This is a genomic window from Martinezella sp. CNPSo 3732 (genome assembly GCF_057784515.1).
The window spans coordinates 1-24,008 of sequence record NZ_JBXSOO010000035.1 but is presented as its reverse complement, the minus strand read 5'-3'; the positions used below and the strand labels follow the sequence as shown (position 1 = coordinate 24,008).

The 24,008-nt window shown below is 59.9% G+C and carries 26 protein-coding genes and 1 pseudogene; 10 read left to right on the top strand and 17 right to left on the bottom strand.

Annotated features, from left to right (window positions below; genetic code table 11):
- The 4 genes from AC13RM_RS30490 to AC13RM_RS30475 all read left to right on the top strand — a co-directional run.
- A partial coding sequence (locus tag AC13RM_RS30490) for a hypothetical protein (RefSeq protein WP_488556072.1) occupies window positions 1-330 on the top strand: 330 nt, incomplete at its 5' end.
- 476 nt (window positions 331-806) lie between these two features.
- A complete protein-coding gene (locus AC13RM_RS30485) occupies window positions 807-1,127 on the top strand; it encodes a DUF736 domain-containing protein (protein ID WP_488556071.1) in 321 nt (106 codons plus the stop codon).
- Window positions 1,128-1,346: 219 nt separating this feature from the next.
- Entirely contained in the window at window positions 1,347-1,790 is a 444-nt protein-coding gene (locus AC13RM_RS30480) for a DUF3846 domain-containing protein (protein ID WP_488556070.1), read from the top strand.
- Between the two features lie 2 nt (window positions 1,791-1,792).
- A complete protein-coding gene (locus tag AC13RM_RS30475; RefSeq protein WP_488556069.1) occupies window positions 1,793-2,032 on the top strand; it encodes a hypothetical protein in 240 nt (79 codons plus the stop codon).
- A gap of 242 nt (window positions 2,033-2,274) precedes the next feature.
- Here AC13RM_RS30475 and AC13RM_RS30470 read toward each other — a convergent pair whose 3' ends face one another.
- From AC13RM_RS30470 to traC, 6 genes are all read right to left on the bottom strand, one after another.
- Window positions 2,275-2,913 carry a hypothetical protein gene (locus tag AC13RM_RS30470; RefSeq protein WP_488556068.1) on the bottom strand — a complete coding sequence of 213 codons (639 nt, stop codon included), beginning with the start codon at window positions 2,911-2,913 and terminating at the stop codon, window positions 2,275-2,277.
- An 8-nt stretch (window positions 2,914-2,921) separates the two neighbouring features.
- On the bottom strand, window positions 2,922-3,218 hold the full coding sequence (locus AC13RM_RS30465; RefSeq protein WP_488556067.1) for a hypothetical protein: 297 nt from the start codon (window positions 3,216-3,218) through the stop codon (window positions 2,922-2,924).
- Window positions 3,219-3,413: 195 nt separating this feature from the next.
- On the bottom strand, window positions 3,414-3,665 hold the full coding sequence (locus AC13RM_RS30460) for a WGR domain-containing protein (RefSeq protein ID WP_488556066.1): 252 nt from the start codon (window positions 3,663-3,665) through the stop codon (window positions 3,414-3,416).
- Window positions 3,666-3,754: 89 nt separating this feature from the next.
- Window positions 3,755-5,701 (bottom strand): Ti-type conjugative transfer system protein TraG, encoded by a 1,947-nt coding sequence (gene traG, locus AC13RM_RS30455; protein ID WP_488556065.1) that lies wholly within the window; start codon window positions 5,699-5,701, stop codon window positions 3,755-3,757.
- On the bottom strand, window positions 5,688-5,903 hold the full coding sequence (gene traD / locus AC13RM_RS30450; protein WP_488556064.1) for a type IV conjugative transfer system coupling protein TraD: 216 nt from the start codon (window positions 5,901-5,903) through the stop codon (window positions 5,688-5,690). The genes traG and traD overlap by 14 nt, the downstream gene beginning before the upstream one ends.
- Before the next feature lie 4 nt (window positions 5,904-5,907).
- A complete protein-coding gene (gene traC / locus AC13RM_RS30445) occupies window positions 5,908-6,204 on the bottom strand; it encodes a conjugal transfer protein TraC (protein WP_488556063.1) in 297 nt (98 codons plus the stop codon).
- 245 nt (window positions 6,205-6,449) lie between these two features.
- On the opposite strand from traC, the gene traA reads away from it, so the two are divergent.
- The 4 genes from traA to AC13RM_RS30425 are packed head-to-tail and all read left to right on the top strand — an operon-like array spanning window position 6,450 to window position 12,083.
- Window positions 6,450-9,752, top strand: coding sequence for a Ti-type conjugative transfer relaxase TraA (traA, locus tag AC13RM_RS30440; protein WP_488556062.1), 3,303 nt, complete (start codon window positions 6,450-6,452; stop codon window positions 9,750-9,752).
- Complete coding sequence (gene traF / locus AC13RM_RS30435) at window positions 9,749-10,279, top strand: conjugative transfer signal peptidase TraF (RefSeq protein WP_488556061.1); 531 nt, start codon at window positions 9,749-9,751, stop codon at window positions 10,277-10,279. The genes traA and traF overlap by 4 nt, the downstream gene beginning before the upstream one ends.
- Complete coding sequence (locus tag AC13RM_RS30430) at window positions 10,248-11,435, top strand: conjugal transfer protein TraB (RefSeq protein ID WP_488556073.1); 1,188 nt, start codon at window positions 10,248-10,250, stop codon at window positions 11,433-11,435. Before traF ends, AC13RM_RS30430 begins: the two co-directional genes overlap by 32 nt.
- 18 nt (window positions 11,436-11,453) lie before the next feature.
- Entirely contained in the window at window positions 11,454-12,083 is a 630-nt protein-coding gene (locus tag AC13RM_RS30425; protein ID WP_488556060.1) for a TraH family protein, read from the top strand.
- Between the two features lie 107 nt (window positions 12,084-12,190).
- On the opposite strand, the gene AC13RM_RS30420 is transcribed toward AC13RM_RS30425, so the two are convergent.
- Window positions 12,191-12,409, bottom strand: a complete 219-nt coding sequence (locus AC13RM_RS30420; protein ID WP_488556059.1) for a helix-turn-helix domain-containing protein — start codon at window positions 12,407-12,409, stop codon at window positions 12,191-12,193.
- A 295-nt stretch (window positions 12,410-12,704) separates the two neighbouring features.
- Here AC13RM_RS30420 and AC13RM_RS30415 point away from each other — a divergent pair, with 295 nt between their 5' ends.
- Window positions 12,705-13,013, top strand: coding sequence for a transcriptional repressor TraM (locus AC13RM_RS30415; protein WP_488556058.1), 309 nt, complete (start codon window positions 12,705-12,707; stop codon window positions 13,011-13,013).
- Between the two features lie 7 nt (window positions 13,014-13,020).
- Here AC13RM_RS30415 and traR read toward each other — a convergent pair whose 3' ends face one another.
- The 4 genes from traR to AC13RM_RS30395 form a co-directional block, all read right to left on the bottom strand.
- A complete protein-coding gene (traR, locus tag AC13RM_RS30410; RefSeq protein ID WP_488556057.1) occupies window positions 13,021-13,725 on the bottom strand; it encodes an autoinducer-binding transcriptional regulator TraR in 705 nt (234 codons plus the stop codon).
- 199 nt (window positions 13,726-13,924) lie between these two features.
- On the bottom strand, window positions 13,925-15,022 hold the full coding sequence (locus AC13RM_RS30405; RefSeq protein WP_488556056.1) for an LLM class flavin-dependent oxidoreductase: 1,098 nt from the start codon (window positions 15,020-15,022) through the stop codon (window positions 13,925-13,927).
- Between the two features lie 366 nt (window positions 15,023-15,388).
- Window positions 15,389-15,910 (bottom strand): YybH family protein, encoded by a 522-nt coding sequence (locus AC13RM_RS30400; RefSeq protein ID WP_488556055.1) that lies wholly within the window; start codon window positions 15,908-15,910, stop codon window positions 15,389-15,391.
- Window positions 15,911-16,162: 252 nt separating this feature from the next.
- Complete coding sequence (locus AC13RM_RS30395) at window positions 16,163-16,879, bottom strand: SDR family NAD(P)-dependent oxidoreductase (RefSeq protein ID WP_488556054.1); 717 nt, start codon at window positions 16,877-16,879, stop codon at window positions 16,163-16,165.
- Between the two features lie 715 nt (window positions 16,880-17,594).
- On the opposite strand from AC13RM_RS30395, the gene AC13RM_RS30390 reads away from it, so the two are divergent.
- Complete coding sequence (locus AC13RM_RS30390) at window positions 17,595-18,281, top strand: dienelactone hydrolase family protein (RefSeq protein WP_488556053.1); 687 nt, start codon at window positions 17,595-17,597, stop codon at window positions 18,279-18,281.
- Between the two features lie 269 nt (window positions 18,282-18,550).
- On the opposite strand, the gene AC13RM_RS30385 is transcribed toward AC13RM_RS30390, so the two are convergent.
- From AC13RM_RS30385 to AC13RM_RS30360, 6 genes and pseudogenes are all read right to left on the bottom strand, one after another.
- Window positions 18,551-20,143 (bottom strand): GMC family oxidoreductase, encoded by a 1,593-nt coding sequence (locus AC13RM_RS30385; RefSeq protein WP_488556052.1) that lies wholly within the window; start codon window positions 20,141-20,143, stop codon window positions 18,551-18,553.
- A gap of 206 nt (window positions 20,144-20,349) precedes the next feature.
- Window positions 20,350-20,934, bottom strand: coding sequence for a maleylpyruvate isomerase N-terminal domain-containing protein (locus tag AC13RM_RS30380; protein WP_488556051.1), 585 nt, complete (start codon window positions 20,932-20,934; stop codon window positions 20,350-20,352).
- Window positions 20,935-20,963: 29 nt separating this feature from the next.
- A complete protein-coding gene (locus tag AC13RM_RS30375; RefSeq protein ID WP_488556050.1) occupies window positions 20,964-22,055 on the bottom strand; it encodes a cupin domain-containing protein in 1,092 nt (363 codons plus the stop codon).
- Window positions 22,056-22,083: 28 nt separating this feature from the next.
- Window positions 22,084-22,734, bottom strand: coding sequence for a maleylacetoacetate isomerase (gene maiA / locus AC13RM_RS30370; RefSeq protein WP_488556049.1), 651 nt, complete (start codon window positions 22,732-22,734; stop codon window positions 22,084-22,086).
- A complete protein-coding gene (locus AC13RM_RS30365; RefSeq protein WP_488556048.1) occupies window positions 22,731-23,429 on the bottom strand; it encodes a fumarylacetoacetate hydrolase family protein in 699 nt (232 codons plus the stop codon). The genes maiA and AC13RM_RS30365 overlap by 4 nt, the downstream gene beginning before the upstream one ends.
- Before the next feature lie 218 nt (window positions 23,430-23,647).
- Window positions 23,648-24,008 (bottom strand): annotated as a pseudogene (locus AC13RM_RS30360) (dihydrolipoyl dehydrogenase); the annotation flags it as partial.

The window sequence follows — 24,008 nt, the reverse complement described above, 5'->3', positions numbered from 1 at the left end:
GCAGTCGATCCCGCATCCCCTTCGGGCCACGATGTTGAAGCTCCTGCGGCTGCCCTTGTTCCGCTCTTTGCGCGTCGAGAATTCCCGAAATCCCGGCTTGCAGCCGGCGCCATGCTGATTTCTCCAATGCTCTTCATCGTTTCCGGATCGCACCGTGCTCGTTTCACGTCGCGCTGGCGCGATCAAAAGAGCTGGGTCTGCGCATCGCGGTGCCCGAATTCGTTTTCCAGCCGCAGCGCCGCCGGGCGGCGCGGCCGCGGCCGGAGTGAGCCGGCCTTGCCGGCGAGCGGCGCAGACGGAGGAAACCCGCGCTCCGTCATAGCGCTGTAGGGTTTTCCGAAGTCTTTGGGAAACGACCGCCTCGGATGGGATGGAGCTCTCCGAGATCGCTCGATCCCCCAATTCGTGGAGCGATCCGCGCTCTATGCCGAAGGCACCCAGCCGGTCTTCAATCGTCCTTACCGATCCCGATGGCGAGCGCTTGTCCGGCGGGTGCTGCGCCCCCGGCGATGTGGCCCGTTCCGGTCCGCATTGTTTGTTTTCGCCCCATGACATCGCCGCCCAGGCCGGTCAAGCGGCCCGTGAAGCCGGTTCATCTTCCGCGCCGGTCCGCAGGCGGACCCGTGAAGATGAACCGGCTTCCGCGCCACGCCGCTTGACAGTCCCGTTCGCCGCCGCGGGGCGGGCTTTCGCCCTCCCCACTCTGTCCCGGGGAATGTCAGAGGCCATTCCCCGGGAAAGACCGGGGAGGCTTCGCCCGAGGGGCTTGCCCTTCGGATAGCAACCCCAACCTACGGAGACAGACAATGACCGACTACGCAAACTTCATCCGCTTCGGCGAGAACAATACGCTCACAGGCAACATCGCATCCATCTCTTATGACCTCGACATCACAGGCAAGGAGAACCGTAGCACCAATCCGGATGCGCCTGTCTACCGCCTCTTTGCCACCTCTCCAAAGGCCCGGCAGGTCGAAATCGGTGCGATCTGGCAGAAAAAGAACCAGAGCGGCGGCGACTACTACAGTCTTTCCATCAGCACAGGCCACGGCAGGCTCAATGCCAATCTGGGCCGCTATCCCGGTCAGGACGACGAAGACCTGATGGCCGTCATTCCCTGGGATTGATGGCGCGACCGGAACGCTGGTTTCGCCCGAGGGGATCGCTTCCTTCGGGCGGACCGGAACCCCGAACAGCAAGAAACGACGATGTACAGCAATGGCGGGAGCCCGAGCGACCGACATCGCGGCGCGCATCCGCCGTGTTCGCAAATCAACCAGAGGCAGGGCTCGAGCTCCAACAGGGCAAGAGCAAGACCGCCTCGCGGGAAGAAGGAGTTCATCCCAATGACAGACAAATTCATCGGTTACCTGATCGACGCCAAGGCAGGAACCATTCGCAGTGTCGAGATAGACCGAAAGAACGTCTTGAAGTCCATCTACGCGCATATCGATTGCACATGCGTCGATGTCGTCCGGATCGGCGATGACCATATCGCCTATTGCGACGATAACGGCCTTGTCGACGGCCTCGAATGCTTTACGCAACTGGCGGACTTTCCGTCGCCGCTTGCCGGAAACTTGCTCGTGACCGGCGTGAACGAGGAGGGCGACAGCGTTTCCCCAACACATTCGATCGATCTCGTTGCGGGGCAGTTTCAGATTTCACGCGCTGTCTTCGATCCGGCGTTCGAGCATATCGATGAGCCGGGGGTTATCGGCACGCGTGTCGCGGGCTTCACCGTTCGCATTCAGCGAAGCCGTCCGACAATCATTCCCCCGGAGGTTTGACCATGGCCAACCGGCAAACAGAGGTCGAGGTCTACGATACACCATCGAACCTCGGCGGCACATTCACTGTTTCTATTATCGAGGAGATCGATGAAACGATGGTCAGGGTGCGTGTTTGGTATGGTCGTCCCACCGTCAACGGCTGGGAAGCATGGCGGGAATGGGATGGGTCCATGTTTATCACGACACGGGACAGCCTGACGAAGAAGCGTATGATGCAGCTTTTTTCAAAGCGCTCGTAAACTGACGGCATGGAGGGAAGGGCCGGAAGCGGCCCTTCTCACGTGGGGGGTGGTTCTTCCGAGCACGAACCCAATTTCAGGAGTGTCCCGGCGCGATCGGCTGAAAGGGGATTGTCCCGAAACCGCGAAACCGTGGTCCTTGGAGCCTGCACCGGGACATCGAACCCCGGTGCAGGCTTTGCTCAAGCTGGAAAGAATGCACGAGCCTCTGACGCTCAGCCCAATGTGCCACTGCCGGCTCTTTAGGCGTTAACGACTGCTGCGATGTCCTGCAGATGTCTCAGTTCGCGGGGTGCCTTCGGTCCCAAAAGGTCTTTCTCGATTTCCATCACGACACTGCGCACCGTGTCGGTCTTGTTCATGCCGCTCGCTTCCATGATCCATTGAACATCGCGGTCGGTCTTTGGCGATATCTTGAATGAAAGCCGACGTTGGGGGATCCTGATCCCGCGCCCGGCACGCTTGCGCTGTTCAGCCTTTATCGCATCCCACGCTTCGAAATCGCGGCGCAGGACTTCCACTGTGCCCTGGCTGTGCCGCAAACGCTGAAGATAGAAGGCAAACAGCGATTTCCTGAAGCGTGTCGTTGCAGTGGGGTCGACACGGTAGGCGGCCGCGTCAAGGATCTCGACCTCCGGAGCGGGAATGCTGACTTCAAGAGAAATCTCAGCGGTATCGCGCGCGCGCCGAATAGCTGGGGTCGATTGCGCAGGGATCGCGATGACGCTCTGACACTCATCACAGACCGCGGCCAGTATCCCCTTGACCACGCCGGAGCCGTCTTCGAAAGGCACATCGCGATACGCGAAGGTCGTGGAAACGAGCTTGCCGCAATGCGAGCAAATTGCCTTGCTCGTGTCACCGGGTTGATAAAGTTTCATGTGTCACCTCATTGATGCACGCTGATGAACACCGTGTCCGGGTCAACAAAGTAGAATTTGATGTACCAGCCATCTCGCTGGATGATGTGGACCTCGATCGACGGTATCTGGTGGTGCGGTGAGGCCGTGTGATCCTGACCTTGGCAGCGCTTCAGGACTTCGCAAATTTCCTCGGCGGTCACCAAACCCGTCAGAAGCAGGTTCTTCGTGTCGATGTTCGAACGTTGCGCTTCGTGCTGGTATGCTCCGCTCAGAAGGGCGGCAATCACCTTTCGCCTAGCTTCCTTGAATCCCGTCTTCACCATATATACGAAGTTCCTCGTAAAAATCAACGGCTGCGGCTCATTGCTTCGCTGCAGTCGATGGGTCGTGAGGTTGCAGCACTTCGGTTTGCCAGATGTGTGCGGGAGATGCTACCCGGAGCCCTCGAAATGTTTTTTCCGGAAGGCTTTGGTATCGCTCCAGCATTTGCGCGGCTGAAAAAGGTCAAGACGCCTGTGCTATGCCGATCGCGCCGGCCGATAGCCTTTCGCGCGCTTCTGGCGGAGCAGCTCCAGGAACAGCGCGACCGCCTCTTCCTCCTTCTCGAAATGATGGATCATTTGCTGGCCGTTGCTGCCGATACGTCCCCAGCGTCGCGTGAGGCAGGCGTCCCCGAACAAGGTCGGCTCAATGGACATCGCATAGTATCTCGCCATGTTCCTTGGCGGATCCGTCCGTTCGACATAGAGCTGGTAAGGCTGCGCGATCATGGGTGAAGAATCGCCGATCGGGAATCATGCGTCCAACGAGACATTTGAATCGGAGGGCGTGCACCGATTCATTTTCGTGATGGGTTCGATTACTGAACGAGTCCGTTTTGGCCCTCCCGAAGGCTTTCGCCCCGATGAAATCGGTTCTCGCCGATGCAGCTTTTCATGTCGTCGCGCCGGAACCAGATGGCGCGACCGCACCTGAGCGGCGGATTGCCTGATGTGAAGACGATTTGTTCGTCCGCGCGCATGCGCAGCACCTCGTGCGGCATGATCAGCGGCCGGCGGCTCAGTTGCTTTGACCGCGACCGCGACGACCCTCTCATTCCCGTCGAGCGGTTCATCTGGTCAACCTCTACCGTGGTGTCACCGCAGCGCTTCGAAATATAGTCGGCCGTGTCCGGATCGTTGATCGCCGCGAATGAGATCCAGCTCGCGCTCTCGAACCATTTGCTCGTCGCGTCCTGACCGCCATAGGTCTCGCGCATCTGTCCGATTGACTGATAAATCATCGTGAGCGTGATGCCGTATTTCCGGCCGTCGTCACGCGCCGTTTCCATGATCTTCATGAAGCCGAGGCGCGCGACCTCGTCGAGCAGGAACAGCGTCCTGCCTTCGATCTCGCCGTCGCGATTATAGATGGCGTTGAGAAACGAGCCGATGATGACCCGCGCGAGCGCCGCATGGGTTTCGAGCGTCTTCGTGTCGATGTTGATAAACACGTCGACGGCTCCGGCGGCGAGATCGTCAGTGGAGAAGCTGGAGCCCGATACCAAGGCCGCATAGTTCGGATAGGACAGCCAGTGGGTTTCCTTCACCGCATTGGCGTAGACACCCGAAAACGTCTCGGGCGTCATGTTGACGAAGGCCGCGACGTTCTCCTTCACGAAGTCGGATTCCGAGTTCTCGTGGATCTTCTGAAGACGGTCGCGCAGCTTCGGTTCCGGCTCCGCGAGGTTCTTGCGAACCTGCCGCAGCGTCTGATCTTCGGGCTTGGTGTTGCCGGAGAGGCAGACATCGGCAATCAGCGCGGTCAGCAGTTGCAGCCCCGAGCCGCGAAAGAATTCGTCGCGCACGTTCGTGCGCCCGCTGTCACTCACGATCCACGACGCTACCGAGGCGATGTCCTCTTCCTTCGTTCCGCCGAATCGGCCGATCCAGTCGAGGACATTGAAGCCAGTTTCGGGGCGCTTCGGGTCGAGAACGCGAATGTGTCGCCCCGCGCGCCTGCGATGCTCGGCGACCAATGGCACGACCTTCCGCGATGGATCGAGCACCACGAGCGAGCTGCCCCATTTGAGAGCGGAGGGGATGACGATTGACGTGGTCTTGAAGCCGCCGGAGCCGGCAAAGACGATGCCATGGCTCGAGCCGAATGAACCGTCGAAGCACAGGAGCGGCGACTTTCCACCCGCGCCCCAGGTGTGCGGTTGCTTTTCCCGGAACGGGCGTGCGGCGACATCGTCCTTGTCCACGCGGTAGCGTTCCCCGACAACGATACCGCCCGTATCCGGAAACAGCTCGCCCGCGTCTGCCAGCTTCATCCAGTCCGCGTCACCATAGATCGCACGCTCGCCATGAACGCGCCGGGGCACGGGTTTTGAAAATGCCGCGTTGCCCTTCATCGCGACGCGCAGCGCGAAGATGCCGGAGAGGATCGCGCCACTCGCGCCGAGCAGCGTCGATGGATCGGCATAGCCCAACACCGACTGCCCGGCCGGGACGCGATCGGCAATACCGGCGAGGCGCACCGTCTCGCGCAGCGCGGCGATCACGATGACAGCCCCACTCCCCGCGCTAACGCCCCAGCCTGCCATCTTGATGCTCGGCGAGCCATTGATGGCGAACAGGGCGATCACGCCAACGCCGGCCGCTATCGCATAAGGAACCGCAAGCCCGATGCGGCCGAGAACCAGCTTGGCCTGTGCAGTTTTCCCGAAGGCTGCAAGCCAGAGTTCGATGCCCGGCGTGACAACCGTCGCCGCGATCATGATAGCCGCCGGGGCGATGGCAAGGAGGAGCCTATTCGCCGTCATCGCCGAAAGCCTCCGCGCCGATTGCCGTCAGCCTCGCGCGTTCAGAGCCGTCGTTCCGCATGCGCGTTGCTGCATCGATGAGCAGCCCTAGCAGAAGGGCCCGCTTCTCATAGCGAAGGCCAGCCTTGACGATCAGGCCGCCCAATTCGATTTTTTCGCGCGTGTCCTTCCTTCGGACCTCGTTCGACGTGATCTGGCGCATGCGCTCAAGCCTCGCCAACGCCGCTCTGAGCCGCGCCAGTCTCGACCGTCGTGGTCGTCTCGCTCGCGGACCCGCCATAACCGCTGTTCTTTTTCCCGGCCGTAGCTTCTTTTCCGCCGCGAAAGCGGTTTGCGATGACTTCGAACGCTGCGAGAAGCTCGGCTTCATCCATCTCGATCTCGCCGAGACCGGCTTTGAGCGCAATCCGACCGATGCGCTCGGCCTCGCGCGTCTCCGCCTGCCTGAGCTGATCCTGCAGCCGTGCAATGTCTTCTCTGATTTTCGAAGCTGGCTTCTTCATTGCGGTCATTCGTCCTTTTCGTTTCGCGGTGTATCTGCAGCGCCAAACTTCCCGCCGATAGCCTCTTCAGGGAACGTGCAAATCTGCACGTCGGCAACGCCGACACTTTGCGAGATCATCCCGCCGTTCCGAAGGAGCGGATCCAAGGGCGCAATTATACGTCGCTGGCGCGACGCGTTGCGAAAGGGGCTCTCCGCCCCCACCGCTCCCGACGAACGAGGTTCAACTCGGGAGCAATCGTCGTCGTGGCCATCGCCCATTTCTCAGTCAGCATCGTCGCCCGTGGCTCCGGCCGCAGTGCCGTGCTGTCGGCGGCCTATCGGCACAGCGCGAAGATGGAGTACGAGCGGGAAGCTCGCACCGTCGATTACACGCGCAAACAGGGGCTCGTGCATGAGGAATTCTTGCTTCCCGCCGACGCCCCGACATGGGCGCGGATGATGATCGCCGACCGCTCGGTTTCCGGTGCATCGGAAGCTTTCTGGAACACCGTCGAGGCGTTCGAGAATCGATCCGATGCCCAGCTCGCTCGCGACGTGACCATCGCGCTGCCGCTGGAACTCACACCTGAGCAGAACATCGCGCTCGTGCGGGATTTCGTCGAAAAGCACATCCTCGCCAAGGGTATGGTCGCGGACTGGGTGTATCACGAGAATCCCGGCAATCCGCATATCCATTTGATGACGACCTTGCGCCCGCTGACCGAGGACGGGTTCGGCGCGAAGAAGGTTCCGGTCATCGGCGAGGACGGCCAGCCGCTGCGCACGAAAGCGGGCAAGATCGTTTACGAGCTCTGGGCCGGTTCGACTGATGACTTCAATATTCTACGTGATGGTTGGTTCGAACGGCAGAACCATCATTTGGCGCTGAATTGCATTGATCTTCGCATCGACGGACGGTCCTACGAAAAGCAGGGCATCGATCTCGAGCCCACCATCCACCTCGGCGTCGGAGCCAAAGCGATCGCGCGCAAGGCGGAGCAACAGGGTGTCCGCCCGGAGCTCGAACGGCTGGAGCTGAACGAGGCGCGCCGGACCGAAAATGCCCGTCGTATCATGCGGCGTCCGGAGATCGTTCTCGACCTCATCACGCGCGAGAGGAGCGTGTTCGACGAAGCTGATATCGCCAAAGTGCTGCATCGCTACGCCGATGATTACCGCGTCTTCCAGCAGATCTTGGCTCGTATCGTGCAGAGCCCGGAATTGCTGCGCCTTCAGCGCGACACCATCGATTTTGCGACCGGCGAGCGCGTGCAGGCTCGCTATACCACGCGCGAACTCATCCGGCTCGAAGCCGGTATGGCACGTCAGGCGACCTGGCTCTCGGGACGGAAGGCGAATGGCGTTTCGCAGACGACGCTGGACACTGTCTTGTCACGCCACGCGCGTCTCTCGGATGAGCAGAAGACGGCGATCGAGCATATCGCGGGCTCGGCGCGGATCGCAGCCGTCGTCGGTCGCGCCGGCGCCGGCAAGACCACGATGATGAAGGCGGCCCGTGAGGCGTGGGAACTTGCCGGATACCACGTCGCCGGCGCAGCACTTGCCGGCAAGGCGGCCGAGGGTCTGGAGAAAGAAGCCGGCATTCAGAGTCGCACGCTTGCATCATGGGAACTGCGCTGGAAACAGGGCGGGGACATGCTGGACGCAAAGACGGTGTTCGTCATGGATGAGGCGGGTATGGTCGCCTCGAAGCAGATGGCAGGCTTCATCGATGCTGTCGTCACGGCCGGTGCGAAGATAGTCCTCATTGGGGATCCGGAGCAGCTCCAGCCGATCGAGGCGGGCGCCGCCTTCCGCGCCATCGTCGACCGCATCGGCTATGCCGAACTGGAAACGATCTACCGCCAACGTGAAGACTGGATGCGACATGCGTCGCTCAATCTCGCACGCGGGCATATCGACCAGGCCCTTCTCGCCTATCGCACACGCGGCCATGTCATCGGCGAGAGGCTGAAGGCGGAAGCTGTCGAGAGGCTGATCACCTCATGGAACCGCGATTACGATCCAAAGAAGTCCATGCTGATCCTGGCACATTTGCGCCGCGACGTGCACATGCTGAACGAGTTGGCACGCGCGAAACTGGTCGAGCGCGGTATTGTCGGCGAAGGACATGCGTTCCAGACCGCCGGCGGCATGCGCCACTTCGACGCCGGCGACCAGATCGTCTTCCTCAAGAACGAGGGATCGCTCGGTGTCAAGAACGGCATGATCGGCCATGTCGTCGAGGCCGCGCCGAACCGCGTCGTTGCTGTCGTTGGCGAAGGTGATCAGCGGCGGCAGGTGACGATCGAGAGCCGTTTCTACAACAATCTCGATCATGGTTACGCCACGACGATCCACAAGTCACAAGGCGCGACCGTCGACCGGGTGAAAGTGCTGGCTTCGCTCTCGCTCGATCGGCACCTCACCTATGTCGCGATGACACGTCACCGCGAAGATCTGCAGCTCTATTTCGGGCGGCGGTCGTTTGATTTGAACGGCGGGTTGACCAAGGTCCTGTCGCGGAAGAACGCCAAGGAGACCACGCTCGACTATGAGCGGGGCACGCTTTACCGGCAGGTGCTTCGCTTCGCCGAGAACCGCGGCCTGCATATCGTCCAGGCCGCGCGCACGCTGCTGCGCGACCAGCTCGACTGGACGCTGCGCCAGAAGAACAGGCTCGCCGATGTCACCGACCGTCTTCGCGCACTCGGCGAACATCTCGGTTTGCGGCAATCCCCGACAACACAAGCGAAGAAGGAGGCGAAGCCCATGGTCGCCGGCGTCACGTTTTTCCCATCATCCGTTCAGGACACGGTCGCGCAGAAGCTCGACACCGACCCGTCGCTGAGGAAGCAGTGGGAAGACGTTTCCACCCGCTTCCGTTATGTCTTCGCCGATCCGGAAGCGGCCTTCCGGGCGATGAACTTCGACGCAGTTCTTGCCGACAGGCAAGCTGCCAATCAGACGCTGCAGAAGCTTGCCACCGAGCCGGCTTCGATCGGACCGCTCAAGGGCAAGACCGGTATTCTCGCCAGCAACGTGGATCGCGAGGCGCGCCGTGTGGCTGAGGTCAACGTGCCGGCGCTGGCTCGCGACCTCGAACGCTATTTCCAGATGCGCGAACGCGCGACACAGCGCATCGCGACTGACGAACAGGCGCTGCGCCAGCGCATATCGATCGACATTCCGGCGCTGTCGCCGGCGGCCCGCGCGGTGCTCGAGCGTGTGCGCGACGCGATCGACCGCAACGATCTTCCGGCCGCGCTTGGATATGCGCCCAGTAACCGCGAGACAAAACTCGAAATCGACGGTTTCAACAAGGCCGTCACGGAGAGGTTCGGCGAGCGCACGCTACTCGCCAATGCGGCCCGGGAGCCGTCCGGTCCGCTTTTCGCGAAGCTCGCCGACGGTCTCCAGCCGAAGGAGCGCGAAGAACTCAAGCAAGCCTGGCCGGTCATGCGGACGGCTCAGCAGCTTGCGGAACATGAACGCACGGCCGCCACGCTCAAACAGGTTGAAGAACTGCGGCTCGCGCAGCGCCAGACATCGGCGCTGAAGCAATGAGAGGGCGGGGCTTTCTCCTTACGGTCATTCCGCTCATCGCGATCGTGATTGGCATGATCGCCGTGGCATTCATTGACGGCTTCCGAGCGAACCTGACGTCGAGCGAGCCGCTGGGGCTCTGGCGCATCGAGCCGCTGCGTCGGGCCGTCGCGGTTGGTGACCTGGTGTTCGTGTGCCCGCCGCCGACGGCCCTGTTCGAGGACGCGCGCCGCCGCGGCTATCTGCGATGGGGCTCGTGTCCCGGCGGCGTCGCCCCCCTTATTAAAACCGTAGCAGCACTTGCCGGCCAGCGCGTCGATGTCGGCTCGGCCGTCGTCATCGACGGCGCGGGACTCCCGGCTTCTGATCTTCGCGCAACCGACGGGGAGGGCAGGGCGATCCGCCCCTATCCCGGCGGCGTTGTGCCGATCGGACATCTGTTTCTTCACTCATCCTATGCGAGCTCTTATGATTCCCGATATTTTGGACCTGTTCCGGATTCCGGCCTTCTTGGCCTTGCCCGACCGGTTCTCACCTTCGATCCGTGATCGCGTTCTTGCTGTGGTGCTCATCCTCCTTGCGATTTGTGCCGGGACAATCGCATGGAGCGGCCACGTACTTGCTCTTCCGGTCGCGATGATCTTCCCGGCATTGTGGGCACTATCGCCGTCGCGCCTGACCGCTGCGCTGGTCTCGGCCGGTTACTTCCTCGCCGCCTCCCGCGGTCTTCCCCAAGGTGTCGCGACCTTCTTTGCCGCTGATGTCTGGCCCGGCCTGATGTTGTGGCTGGCCGCGTCAGTTTCTTTTGTCGTGGTGCATGCGGTAGCCTGGTCGAAACGTCCGGGAAAGGTGAGGGCGGCGCGCTACATGGTGGCGACGGCACTGATGGCACTCCCGCCCTTTGGCATCACCGGATGGGCGCAGCCGATCACCGCGGCCGGTGTTCTTTTCCCCGGATGGGAATGGTGGGGACTTGCAGCAACTGCTGCCAGCCTCGCGATGATGACATCACGAGGCTGGCCGGCCACTCTAATCGTCTTGGGAGGATTATGGGCCTGGTCCGCCGCAAGCTGGACAGATGCGCTCTTACCGCCAGATTGGAAAGGCGTCGACCTCGAACAGGGCCAAACCCTTGGCCGTGAAGCCTCGCTGGCGCACCACCGTGGGCTGATCGCAACGGTACGGTCCGTGGTCGATCCGCAAACCCGGTTCGTTGTCCTTCCCGAAAGTGCGCTCGGCTTCTGGACACCGACCGTAGAGCGTCTCTGGCGCGAGGGTTTGCATGGTCTCGATGTGACCGTCATTGCAGGGGCAGCCGTGCTGAGGCGTCAGGGCTATGACAATGTGCTGGTGGCGATATCGGCGGATCGATCTCAAATCCTCTATCGCGAACGCATGCCGGTCCCCATTTCGATGTGGTCGCCGTGGCAAGCCTGGACAGGGCAGGGTGGCGGCGCCAGAGCGGATTTCTTTGCCAATCCCATCGTCTCGATCGAGGAAACGAAGCTCGCACCGCTGATCTGCTACGAGCAGCTCCTCCTCTGGCCCGTACTCCAGTCGATGCTTCATGCTCCCGACGTTGTCGTAGCGACGGGGAATGGATGGTGGACCGCCGGCACATCGATCGTCGCGATCCAGCAGGCAACGACGCTTGCCTGGGCAAAACTCTTCGACCGTCCGGTCGTCATGGCTTTCAACACCTGAGAATCAAGGAGACCGAGGATGGTTGATGCTGCCCTCATCAAGCAATGCGCCGATCCAAGTTTGGCGCCGGCGATCATGGAAAGATTCATCGAGCGGGGCGGGGCGCAAGACCCGCTCACCATTACGGTTCGATCGGGAAATCGGGTCGTACTCGTGCCGAAACCGAAGACCGCCGAGGAATCGATGGGACTAGTCAGGCAGCATGTCGGTCGCGACGTCGTGCGGGTCGGCCTCACCCAATATCCTGCCGGTCTGGGTATAGCAGACGCCGTCGAGCTGAAAGCTGATCTTGTTGAGCCTTGCGCGAATCTACGTATGGGCACCGCACTCTTTGCCAAAGTCTATCGCATCGTCACCAAATGGTATGGCAATCCCACCTCGGAGGAGGTCATGCCGCAGGTCTTCGATGACGCCATCATCGCCTGGCAGACGGGATACTTCGAGGGGACTGCAGTGTTTCGAGCACCAGATCCCGCGGAGGTGAAGCTCACCGACCCGACTCCTGCCGACGAAAAGCAGGCGGTTGGGGACAGGAGTGAAAAGACGAGCGGCGCTGCTTCTGAGGCGACGCACGGAACCGCTATAGCTGATCCGAACACTGCAGGAATTCGGATCGATCTGTCGAGCGGTGGCGCGGGCAAGAAGTAAAAGCCCCTCATTCAAATCTCGCGGATTCTAATTGCATTCAACCGTTCGGTTTATAGATCCGACATCGCCATGCAGACACAACTCAGGACGCGATGTGGGCGTGGGGCTCAAACCTGGTCGTCAGGCTTTACCAGTTCGACATGGCTAACGCCAAGGGCCTGTGCGAGTTCATAGAGCGTAATGACAGTTGGGTTGCGCCTGCCGCGTTCCAGACCGCTGAGATACTGTTGGCCGAAGCCAGAACGTGCTTCGACCTCTTCCTGTGTCAGGCCCTTCTCCCGACGCAGGCGGGCAAAGTTCCGACCGACCAGTTTACGCATATCCATGCGCAGCAAGATCGCGATTTACATACTTTAAGTTTATCAACTATAGTATGTAAAAAGGCCTGTGCGAGTGACGCAAACCTTGCTATCGAGCGGCCTGATTAGTCGTGAATTTTGTGCGGGATCGCTCTAGGCTATTTGGAGACTATGTCGGTGGTGATTGGGGTTTGGGAGAGAAACGTCCCTCCGGAGATCTCTTCCTAACGCGTCAACTAAGGTCGCATCCTCACCCCCGCTCGGGTTCAAAGGGTCTATTGTCAGCGGGGACGGGCCGCAGACTTATCAAGGTTGGAACAGCATGGAATCGGAAGGCGCAACGTTGAAGGACGAGGTCGAACTTCGACCAGTGGTCGGACTGACGCGGGGACTCCCTCTTGCCGAATTGGAATCTCTCACGGTAAATGCCATCCGCACACATCGGTGTCTTGTGGATAAAGCCGACGATCTGTTCCAGGCGCTACCTGATGACTACAAATCTGGAAATGCCGCTGGCGGTGTGCAGCATCTCCGCTACATCGAAGCGAGCATCGAGATGCATGCGCAAATGAGTGTCGTGAGCACGCTCGTCAGCATCCTCGGTTATGTTCCGAAGATTTTGGCGAACTGACACCCGATTAGATCAGCTTTTGTCGAATGGCGAGGGCGGCCAAATGCGTTATCGTGTGGACGTTGAAGCGCTTTTTTGCTTCGACGAGTTTCACGCGCACCGTGTTATATTTGACCCCCTCGATGCCCGCGATCTCCTCCATCGTCTTGCCAAGAGCGATCCATCGCAGGTAAGTCGCCTCTTTCGGATTCAGGCGGGTAGATTGTTCTGCACTCGGCGTTGCCTGTAAGAACGTGATGCGGGCATGGAGTTGTCCGACAGCCGCCGCAGCAGAAACCGCATCGATATCTCTTCCCATGTCGATCGTCGGCTTGTTCGAAGCAAGCGTGAACATCGATATCGCGCCGTTGGCGGTTTTGATCGGAATGGTGACACCTGACCGTATATGGAAATCTGCTGCGTCGGCATAAAATGCCAGCTCCCGCTTGGAAAGGTGTCGGGCTTCCTGTTCTCCTGGCCAGGTGAAAGCACGCTTCACGGATCTTGCGCGCTTAACGACGGGATCGAGGTCCGCGTAGTTTCGCTCAAAGTATACCGCCTGCCATTCCGGATCGTAGTTGGAGACTGCCAGCGCATTTCCATGTTGCAGATGTAGATAAGCATAGCCGACGAATCCAGCCTGTGCGGTCAAATCCGCAAGAGCCTCTTTCAGAATCGTTTCTTCGCCCCGAAGTGCGGCGACATCTGTCAGCTTTTCCAGCCAGTGCTGCATTCATGACCCCCCGGATGCGGCGCCCTGACGCTATGTTATGTTATAACATCGCAGATAATCAGATTTATGGAACATTCTCGTAACTCCACATGGTGAATGTTCGTGATTTGTTCAATTTTTCAAGTCAAGAGAGCCGCACGATCAGATTTTCTGCTCGTTACTAATCCGGCGGCCGCAGACCCAAAGGAATTACCGGTTCCTATGTTTGTTGATGGCCTAACGGAGGCGTCTTCGCTTCGCCTTGCAATAGTACGGGAGCCGCCTTGTTCACGGCAGCGCTGCGGGTTGCCTTGCGGACGGCTGGGGCGACCTGTGCGCCCAGCCGCTCGATCACGGCGGCAACCTCGGCGTAAGGCAGCGAGCCGAGGTCGATCTGGGCCAAGAAGCGGTCGACGCCGAGGATCTCATGTGCAAACAGCAACCTGTCAACGATCTCGTCCGCCGACCCGACCATAAGCGCCATGCCCGGTGCGGCCGCCTGATCGAACTGCGCCCGCGACATCAGCGGCACGCGCCCGCCCGAGGCGTGATGCCAGTAATGCGAATAATGGGGATGGAAGATGTCACGCGCGGACTGGGAGGTGGCGCCCACATGGGTGTGGCTGGCGAGCGCCACCCGCAGACCTGTGGCGCCCGCTGGTGCAGACCGACGGTAGAGATCGACCATGCCCCTTCGGGCGACGATCGGCCCGCCGAGAGCAGCAAGCGTCATCGGTGCGCCGAGAGAACCGGTGCGCACCGCGCTTTCCGGGCTGCCGCCGACGGCGATCCAGACGGGTAGCTCCTGCTGATGGGGCCGCGGGGCAATGGCGGCATCACGCAGTTCGGGACGGAACTTCCCCCGCCAGGAGATGCGCTCGGAAGCACCGAGCCTGCCCAAGAGCGAATAGCTCTCCACAAACAGGTCCTCATAATTGTCGAGGTTATAGCCGAACAGCGGAAACGGCTCTACGAACGCGCCGCGTCCCGCCATGATCTCGGCCCGTCCTTCTGATACCAGGTCAAGCGTCGCAAAATCCTCGAAAACCCGCACCGGATCGGCAGCGGCCAGCACCGTCACGGCGCTGGTCAAGCGAATGGATTTCGTCTGCGCCGCGATGGCCGAGAGCACCACGGCCGGGGTCGATACGGCATAATCCAACCGATGATGTTCGCCGACACCGAAGACATCTAGCCCCGCTTCGTCCGCGAGCCGGGCCGCCGCGATGATCTCGCGGATTCTCTGCGTGCCAGAAGGCTTTTGCCCCGTGACCGGATGCGGCGTGAGGTCGCCGAAAGTATATAGTCCGATTTCCATATCAACCCTTTTTCCAAAACATCGCACCCGCGGCGCGTTTCGCAAAGACGGCAGCTGACGAGCCTTGCATTCGGAAAAGCCGAGCGGCAGGCCACAGCGTATGCCCTCTCCGCCACATCCTCGATGTTGTCGCCATCCCGCGCCTCCTTGTCCATGGTCGAGGCGAGCAGTGTGCTGGCCGGCGCGTGCCGAAGCGGCGTTGGCGGGTCCGTCATCAGCCAACAGATCTCTGCCCGGAGAAGGCCGTCGCGATGACGCTCTTAATCGCGACTGGCTCATTGGTTAAGCCCTTGCAAGCCGCCGAGCATGCGCGGAATGTAGCTCCCTCACCGGCCGCAATGTGTTCACAACCGCCCATGTCTCGCTCTACTTGGCGGGAACAACAGCGGCCATCGGCTGATCGATAATCCAAAGCCAACTTCCATCAGCCTGCTTCCTGGCCACTTCCGTGGTGACAAATCCATTCGGCAAGCGCGCCGAGGTCAGAGCGATATCCCCATTCACGATTGCAGGCCTCTGGACGACGCCCACGAATTGCGGTTTGGTTGACAAAAGCCGGGTAAAATTGGCCCTGATTGCTTCCTTCCCCTGGACAGTCGGATGGTCGCCCACTCCGGCAACCACGGCCTTGTCCTCAAAGAGGGAGAGGATGCCTTCCACATGCCCTGCGTTGGCGTATGCGATAAACAGGTCGGCGATTTCCTCCGGTGTCGAGGCTTTCTTTATCGATCCTTTTTTTGCGTCTCTACGCTGCGCGCTGGCTTGGGCAATTTCGGTTCCTGGATTCTGGCGGTCCTCGCCGTATACTTCGAACGCCGTTGCGAACAAGGCCACTGACAGCAGTGAAAACGCGATCCTTCGCTTCGCAGGACTCATTCTTGCTAACATACTGTCCTTCCTCTCATTTTTCCGTTTTGCACCCTGCACTCTCGGTGGGCGCGTTGACGTACGTAAGGACGTTGACCATCGAACTGTCGCGGAGCCCGGAGATCATCGGCATATTGGTATGCAGTCCTCTCTCGATTTCTGTATTTGCGGCGCGGCCACGTCGGCTGAAATCCTCACGACAGATAGTCACTCCGCCCGCCGAACCTGCGCTCCGCCCCCGCAAGAAGGGGCAGGCGCTCGCCTCCGGAGGTGTCAGCGGCGTGTAAGACCGCCGTCGACGATCATGACCTGGCCCGTGATGAACGATGCGGCGTCGGACGCAAGATAGGCGACCATGTTGCCGATGTCTTCGGGGGTCTGCTGCCGCTTGATGTTCTGCTTTTCGATGTGCATCGCAAACCATTCCTCGGTGAGATGCTGTTCTGTGGTTGGCGTGCGGATGACGCTGGGCGCGACGCCGTTCACTGTCACGCCATATTCACCGAGATCGCACGCCAGGGCACTGATGAATCCGTTAACGGCCGCTTTGGAGGTCACGTAAGTCACAAACTTATCGAGCTTGTTCTCGAGCGGCGCGGTGGAGGCCATGCAGATGATTCGCCCGGCGGGCGAACGCTTTACATCCTCGACAAAAGCGCGTGTGAACAGGAAGTTGCCGTGCACATTGATCGAAAACAGGCGCTGCCAGAACTCGAAGGAGGTATCCTCAATCGTGCCGTGGCTGGCGATGGCGGCGTTGTTCATGATAATGTCGACAGGCCCGAGGGTTTCACGCACCTTCCCGGCGAAAGCGTTGACCTGCGCCTCGTCCGAAACGTCCACGTGCGCGCCGAAGAAGCGGCGGCCTTCGGCCTCGACCAGTTCCTTGATCTCATCAAATGAACCGATCTCGGCGACGGCGATGTCCGCTCCCTCCTTTGCCAGGACATGCGCTATGCCCTTGCCTATGCCGGCACCGCCGCCGGACACCACCGCAATCCTACCTTCCAGCCGTCTATTCATTGGTTTTTCTCCTCCTTGGTAATTCTGATGACGTAAAATATGATATATGTCCGTTTTTGTTTACTGTCAAATTCGCTGGATATAATCATTTCGCGTGCCATTCCGCATCGCTGCAAAACACGTCTGGATAGAAATTGAATGGCGAACTGCAAAAACGCCCCACATCCTACAACGGCACATTGTGACTTCATCAGGGTGAAAAACCAAGCCATCAAAATGACACATGTAATATATTTGTACCAAAGTACACTTTTTCATTGCGGGTCTCGCTTCGAGGCGCTAATCCTTTCTTCATACAGTTTTCGAGGTTGGTTGGGCGCAGTGTTCTTGTCACAGGCTGCAATTCTCTGAAGGACGTAGGGGCGTCACTTGCTGCTGGGTGTCCTCTCGTGCACGGGTGTCCGCTCACACCATGTACATCGGCGAGACTTACGTGGCGCTCGAAGTGGGTGGGACCGCGAATCTGTTCGCCATAGGTTTGAAGACGATGGGCACGCCGCAATACGAACGGCGTGCCTGGCATGGTCGGGCGCGTTCTTGAAGGCCGGGCATTCGAATTGGTTGGGTGCTTAAACCGGTGCTGATGAAATTATTTTTCGATTGCAAGCAGTTGATCTGACACAGTTGGCTGTGAGGGGCGAGGCAAGGTCAATAGCTTGCGAAGGTAGAGGAGGAAGAACATATGGGTGAGATGACACAGGTAACGATGAGGGACGGGACCGAGCTGCGTGTTTATCACGCATCCCCGGAAGGCATTGGCAAGGGAGCGGTCGCAGTCTTCCATGAAATCTTCGGGATCACCGACCGGATCAAGCAGTTTTGTGATCGTATCGCAGGACACGGCTATGAAGTGTTCGCCCCAGCGATATTCGACCGCACCAGCCCGGGTTATCTCGGCGATATTGCGCATCTCGAAGAGGCGTTCGAAGTCGCGCTCAAAGGCCAGTCGTTTGACGATTCGCTTGCTGATGCGGCCTATCTGGTGGAAACATTGAAGGGCAACGGGCCAGTATTTGTGACTGGCTTCTGCTATGGGGGATCGTTGGCCTTCCGCATCGCTCAGACAGACGCTTCAGTTGCAGCCGCCTGCTGTTTCTACGGCGGCATGATACCCTCTTTCGCCGATAGGCCGGTGATTGTTCCTACGGAATGCCATTTTGGTCGGGAGGACAAGCATATTCCGTTGGACGGTGTGGAACAACTGATCGCCAAGCGGCCTGAAGTCCGGACATATCTTTACAACGCGGGCCACGGCTTCGTTCTTGGACAGCCCGACAACAACCCTGAAGAAGCGGCCGTCGCCGTTGGGCGCATGTTCAAACTATTACAAGCGAACGGCGCGGGCGGAATGGAATCCCCAAGCGATTGATGATAATCGTTTGGCGCAACCCTCCGTGCGAGAACGGTGCCCGGCGCGCCGGTCGGAGTGCTTTGCTGCAGTGCTCCGCTAATTTCTTGCAGACCACGCAGGCCAGCAGTTCTTTCCCCCGAACATTGGGGAAGCCTTTCGTGATGCCATGCTGACGGGAGTCGGCATTGTTGCCGTTGTTCATTGAAGTCTCAGTCCACCAGTGCGACGGACGCGCCATCCCGTGATCCCGACAATCATGCCGATGAGCCATTCAGAAGGCAGGCCACCTATCCCAACCCTAGCAGAATGTCAGCCATACGTTCCCCGATATGCACTGATGCTGCCATTAAAGCTGTAGCTGGGATGCGTGGCATGATCGAACTATCCGCCACACGAAGCCGTTCGACACCGTTAACACGAAGCTCCGCATCGACGACCGCGCTGGAGTCAGCCCCCATACGGCATGTGCCACAGGCATGATAGAACGTCGATGCACCGTCTCGTGCGAAGTTCGTCAAGTCGCCGCCAGTCAATTTCTTGCCAGGAACGACTTCGCGCACCGCCAAATGGCGCATCGCGTTGGAGTTTCCGATTTCCCGACAAAGCGCGATGCTGCGTATCAGTGCAGTGACGTCCGCCGGGTCGCTTAAGTAGTTCGGTTCGACGATCGGTGTGTCCTTGGGATTATTCGATTTTAGACGAACCTGACCACGGCTCTTCGGCGTGACCACTGTCGGACAGATGGTCCAACTCGTTGGAGGTGGGTTATATCGTTCGCGAATTACGTCACTTGTGAAAGGACGCACGAGCTGGGATACGCAAATGTCAGGGCGGTCGAGACTTGGGTCACTTTTGAGGAAACCCATGGCCTCAGGACCGCTGTGCTGAGTCTCAATGGGGACAGGTGCCTCCCAGATGCACCCGCCATGTAGGATGTGATCTTGCAAATTTCTTCCGACCTGAGGGTTGTGAACTGCGGGGTCGACACCGACCGCCCTCAACTCATCTTCGTGGCCGATGCCACTCAGCATCAGGAGACGCGGCGTGCATATTCCGCCACCGCAGACGATAACCTCCCGGTCGGCCGCAATTATCCTCTGCTGTCCTTCATATGTAATCGCTACTCCGATTGCTCTTCTGCCCTGAATCACTACGCGATTAACTTGCGTATTGAGCAAAAGCGTAACGTTGTCATTTCCGAGCACCGGATATAGATATGACACCGCCATATCCTGGCGCCGGCCATCTCGGATGATATGATTGTAAAGTCCGAAACCTTCTCCGGTTTCCTCGCGGATGCCGTTAATGTCCTCCAACAGCGGCAACCCTAGCGCGCGGCAGGCCTCCAGCATCGCTGGCCCTACCGGCGAGGGATCCTGCACCGGTTGTACCCAAACGGGACCATTTGTTCCACGATATCGCGCGTTAGGCGAGCCCCGCCAGTTTTCGATACGCCGATAAATGGCAAGTGCGTGCTCATAACCCCATTTCTCGTCCCGGGTCTCGGATGCCCAGAACTCGTAATCACTTTTGAAAGGACGCACCCAGCAAGCAACGTTGGTGCTGCTGCCACCGCCCAGCACCCTGCCTGTCTGCTGGAGGATCGATCGACCGTTAATCGCGGGCGAAGGCGGAGTAACGTCATTCCAGGCCCGCTCAGACCCGAAATTGGTGTACCAAATCGTAGGGTCAAGGACGGGCGGGACATCATTCCAGCCACCCGCTTCAATCAATAATATGCTCTTGGTTGTATCAGCAGCCAGTCGTCCGACAAGCGCGCAAGCTGCACTTCCTGCACCGCATACGATGTAATCATAGCTTCCAGATAGAGCACCAGCCAAACGGGCCTGATTGCTCTTTATTTCATTCAATCTCTTCATGAGCGGTATCCACGTTGTTCAACCCCGTTCTCGCTTTTGCCATCGCACTTCCGCCTGATATCGAAGGACGGTTGTGGTTTCGAAACCGGCAGCGTCCGGTTCCTGCTTTTGAACCCCTGGCTGTTTCCTGGAGCACCAGCGCAGCCGCGAGGCATAGATGGGCGAAGATATGCTATGTGCTATCGTTCGAAATCTGACGGGGACGATTACGGTTCGTATCGCTGATCTTCCGCCCGAAACTCAGGTGGAAGATCAAGAATGCTTCCCCCGTTGTCGAGGTCGATTGCGCGCAGCCAGATCTGGCGTGCCCGCATCACCGGCGTTCTTTCGATCGGCACCGGGAGGCCCTCCACGGACCTAACCTCGGCTTTCCATGCGACATCGGTCAGATCGCGCCATTCCACGTTCAGATGCACTTGCGAATGCCAAAACAGATGACGCAGGGCATGCACCGGCAGTGTCGCGCCGAATTCGACGTCCTCCAGGATGTTCTCGGGTTCCTCCAGGACTTCTTCCGGCCAGCCGTTGCGTGCCGCCGCGGCGAGACGGGCCAGTCCCCGTGCGTGATAACTTACATGGGCGATCACATGGCGCCGGCTCCAGCCGGCGACACGCGAAGGCGCGTCGAAATCCGCTTCCGACAACTCGTTAAGCTTGCGGGCGAAATAAGCCGTCCCGCGCCGGGCGGACAACAGGTCGCGCGCCGGCGCGGCCGGGGAGTCGTATCGCGCGCCCTGCCCCTGTCTTTCACGCAACCAGGCCTTGGCCGCTTCCTCTTCCTCGTCAGTCATGCGGGATCTCCCGACCTAGGGTCTTGCGGCTAGCCTGCAGCCGCTTCCACGAGCGTTCGGGAGAAGCCGAGCCGTTCGATCACCGGCGCGTCCGAAAAGCGGAACAGGTCGAACTGGGTTTCGGTCTTGAGCGACCATGCCACCCAGGACGGGATGACGAAGAGATCGCCCTTGTCCAGTCTCGTCTCGGTCTGGTTGAGAACAACCGAGCCGCTGCCTTCGAAAACCTGGAACACGCTCGAACCGACCTCCCGCCGGGACGGTGTCATCGTGCCGGCCCGCAGCCGGTGAAATTCGCAGCGGATGGTCGGCATGACATCGCCGCCCGTGGTCGGATTGACATAGCGGATTGCGGCGTGCCCCTGCTCGACGGTGGCTGGCTGCCCCTCGTCTTCCAGCAAAAGCTGCTCGGTGAGCGCGCGATCCGTATGCTCCCAGCGGTAGGCCGCGAGTGGCGAGCTGACGGTGTCCTTGAGCTCCGACAGGGGACGCAGACCCGGATAGGCCCAGAGACGCTCGCCGCGGGAAAAACGGGGCGTCGCATAATCTGTGACCCGATCGGCACCGAATTCGAAGAAACCCACGTCGTTCTGATAGGAGAACGGAATGTCCAGACCGTCGATCCATGCCATCGGATGGTCGGTGTCGTTATGATGCCCGTGGAAGTGCCAGCCGGGAGTCAAAAGGAGGTCGCCGCGGCTCATGCGCACGGGATCGCCGTTGACGACCGTCCACACGCCTTCGCCTTCGACGACGAAACGAAATGCATTCTGGGCATGGCGATGTTCTGGCGCCGTCTCGCGCGGCCCGAGATATTGAATAGCGGCCCATAGCGTCGGGGTTACGTAAGCCTTGCCGCCAAGCCCGGGATTGGCGAGACCGATCGCGCGCCGTTCGCCGCCACGGCCGACTGGGACAAGCTCGCCGGAGCGTTCGGCAAGCGGAAACAGCCGGGACCATCTCCAGATATGCGGCACCGCCTTCGGTCTGGGGACGAGTGGCATGATGTCATCGATCTGCGTCCACAGCGGCATCAGATGTTCGGACTCGAAATCGGCGTAGAGCTGACGAAGTTCCGGGGTATCGCCGGCCGTCATTACGTTGTGCTTTGCGTCGTTCATCTTCTCCTCCTTGCGGTTCGAATGACCCTCACTCCGCGTCCGGCTGCTTGTCGGGCGCCGCCTGTTCGAAGGCCGACAGCGCTTTGCAGGCTTCGAAGATGCGGCTGATCGTTGGATAAGGGGCCATGTCGACGTTGAAGCGCCGGTTGTTGATCACTTGCGCGAAGAGGCACACGTCTGCCAGGCCGGGCGCGTTGCCATGACAAAAGCGGCCGGTCCGAGTATCTTCCGTCAGCATGTTCTCCACGGGTGCGAACGTTTCATCGACCCAGTGCCGGAACCACGTCGCGACCGCCTTGTCATCCGCTCCGAACTGCGACTTGAGATAGCGAAGCACGCGGAGATTGTTCAAGGGATGGATATCGAAGGCGATGGCGTAAGCCAGGGCCCGCACGCGAGCACGGTCGATCGAGGATTTCGGCAGCAACGGCGGTTCCGGGTGAACCCTGTCGAGGTACTCTATGATCGCGAGTGATTGGGTCAGGACCGTGCCGTCTTCGAGCACGAGCGAGGGAACCAGTCCCTGCGGATTGATTGAAAGATAGGATGGGTCGCGATGCTCGTCCCGGAGTAGGTGGTGGGCGATATATTCGTAAGGCAGGCCCTTCAAATTCAGTACGGCGCGCAGCCGCACCGACGTCGAGGAGCGGAAATAGTTGTGAAGCACGAGTCCCGTCATGACAGCGGCCCGCCGATGGTGGTGGTAAGGCTGCCAAGGCCCTCGACCTCGACTAGGCATACATCGCCCGGCACCAAAGCACCGACGCCTGCGGGCGTGCCCGTATAGATGAGGTCTCCCGGCAGGATCCGCACCGCGCGCGATAGTATCGAAACGATTTCGGGAACGGACCAGATAAGGTCAGATAGGTCGGCTTGCTGTCTGACGGCCCCGTTGACCGAGAGCCGGATGGCGCCCCTCCCCAGGCGCCCGATCTCCGATGCGCGGCGGACCGGTCCGCATACCGCCGAATTGTCGAAAGCCTTTCCCCAGTCCCAGGGCCTGCCCTTGTCCCGGGCATCGAGCTGGAGGTCCCGGCGGGTCAGATCGTTGCCGACCGCATAACCCCAGATGAGATCCCAGGTGGCGTCTTCCGGAACGTTGAAGCCGGCGTGGCCGATCGCCACGACAAGTTCGGCCTCATGTTGCAAATCCCGTGTGAGCGGTGGATAGGCAACGGTCGCGCCGTCATCTACTACAGCGTCAGCAGGCTTCGTGAAGAAGAACGGCGGCTCGCGCGACGGATCCTTCCCCATCTCCCGCGCATGGGCCTCGTAGTTGCGTCCCACGCAGAAGATGCGGCGCACGGGAAATCGTGCGGCCTCCCCGGTGACTGCAACGCTTGGTGTGGGCTGCGGCTCAAACACAAAACTCACGGTATTCATCCTCTCTTGGCGTTCCGAACGCGATTGCTGGGCTTCGCCCGCGTCGAAATCTCAGTGCCATTCCTCTGATAACGGATATGCTCCTCCGCATCGCATCGCGATGAGTTCTCTGACGAGCTGTTCCCAAGCCAGCGCGTGTCAGCACTATGCAGAAAAAATGAACATATCGCAATATTGCATAGTATTATAGTTTTATATTCCGCACGCGGTTATCGCGAACCGCCGGTTTTGGGAAGGTCCGTGCAAACGCCTTCGAACACCTCTGCCGCCATGCCGATGGTCTCGCCAAGCGTCGGATGAGGGTGAATGGTCCCACCTATGTCGATTGCATCCGCTCCCATTTCGATGGCGAGACAAATTTCCCCGATCATGTCACCGGCATTAGGTCCCACGATCACGCCTCCAAGCAGACGATGCGTGTCGGGATCGAAAACAAGCTTGGTCATGCCATACGCGACACCATTGGCAATGGCCCGGCCGGACGCAGCCCAGGGAAACTTTGCCGAATGCACGGTTCGGCCAGTGGATTTCGCGGCATCTTCTGTTAGGCCGACCCAGGCGATTTCCGGA

Coding starts and splice junctions, on each gene's coding strand:
- AC13RM_RS30415 (WP_488556058.1), top strand. CDS start 12,705: ATGGAATCGGAAGGCGCAACGTTGAAGGACGAGGTCGAACTTCGACCA.
- AC13RM_RS30385 (WP_488556052.1), bottom strand. CDS start 20,143: ATGAAGAGATTGAATGAAATAAAGAGCAATCAGGCCCGTTTGGCTGGT.
- AC13RM_RS30485 (WP_488556071.1), top strand. CDS start 807: ATGACCGACTACGCAAACTTCATCCGCTTCGGCGAGAACAATACGCTC.
- AC13RM_RS30420 (WP_488556059.1), bottom strand. CDS start 12,409: ATGGATATGCGTAAACTGGTCGGTCGGAACTTTGCCCGCCTGCGTCGG.
- traF (WP_488556061.1), top strand. CDS start 9,749: ATGAGAGGGCGGGGCTTTCTCCTTACGGTCATTCCGCTCATCGCGATC.
- traG (WP_488556065.1), bottom strand. CDS start 5,701: ATGACGGCGAATAGGCTCCTCCTTGCCATCGCCCCGGCGGCTATCATG.
- AC13RM_RS30465 (WP_488556067.1), bottom strand. CDS start 3,218: ATGGTGAAGACGGGATTCAAGGAAGCTAGGCGAAAGGTGATTGCCGCC.
- AC13RM_RS30390 (WP_488556053.1), top strand. CDS start 17,595: ATGGGTGAGATGACACAGGTAACGATGAGGGACGGGACCGAGCTGCGT.
- traD (WP_488556064.1), bottom strand. CDS start 5,903: ATGCGCCAGATCACGTCGAACGAGGTCCGAAGGAAGGACACGCGCGAA.
- AC13RM_RS30400 (WP_488556055.1), bottom strand. CDS start 15,910: ATGTTAGCAAGAATGAGTCCTGCGAAGCGAAGGATCGCGTTTTCACTG.
- AC13RM_RS30460 (WP_488556066.1), bottom strand. CDS start 3,665: ATGATCGCGCAGCCTTACCAGCTCTATGTCGAACGGACGGATCCGCCA.
- traC (WP_488556063.1), bottom strand. CDS start 6,204: ATGAAGAAGCCAGCTTCGAAAATCAGAGAAGACATTGCACGGCTGCAG.
- AC13RM_RS30470 (WP_488556068.1), bottom strand. CDS start 2,913: ATGAAACTTTATCAACCCGGTGACACGAGCAAGGCAATTTGCTCGCAT.
- traR (WP_488556057.1), bottom strand. CDS start 13,725: ATGCAGCACTGGCTGGAAAAGCTGACAGATGTCGCCGCACTTCGGGGC.
- maiA (WP_488556049.1), bottom strand. CDS start 22,734: ATGACGGGACTCGTGCTTCACAACTATTTCCGCTCCTCGACGTCGGTG.
- AC13RM_RS30425 (WP_488556060.1), top strand. CDS start 11,454: ATGGTTGATGCTGCCCTCATCAAGCAATGCGCCGATCCAAGTTTGGCG.
- AC13RM_RS30475 (WP_488556069.1), top strand. CDS start 1,793: ATGGCCAACCGGCAAACAGAGGTCGAGGTCTACGATACACCATCGAAC.
- AC13RM_RS30480 (WP_488556070.1), top strand. CDS start 1,347: ATGACAGACAAATTCATCGGTTACCTGATCGACGCCAAGGCAGGAACC.
- AC13RM_RS30375 (WP_488556050.1), bottom strand. CDS start 22,055: ATGAACGACGCAAAGCACAACGTAATGACGGCCGGCGATACCCCGGAA.
- AC13RM_RS30380 (WP_488556051.1), bottom strand. CDS start 20,934: ATGACTGACGAGGAAGAGGAAGCGGCCAAGGCCTGGTTGCGTGAAAGA.
- AC13RM_RS30405 (WP_488556056.1), bottom strand. CDS start 15,022: ATGGAAATCGGACTATATACTTTCGGCGACCTCACGCCGCATCCGGTC.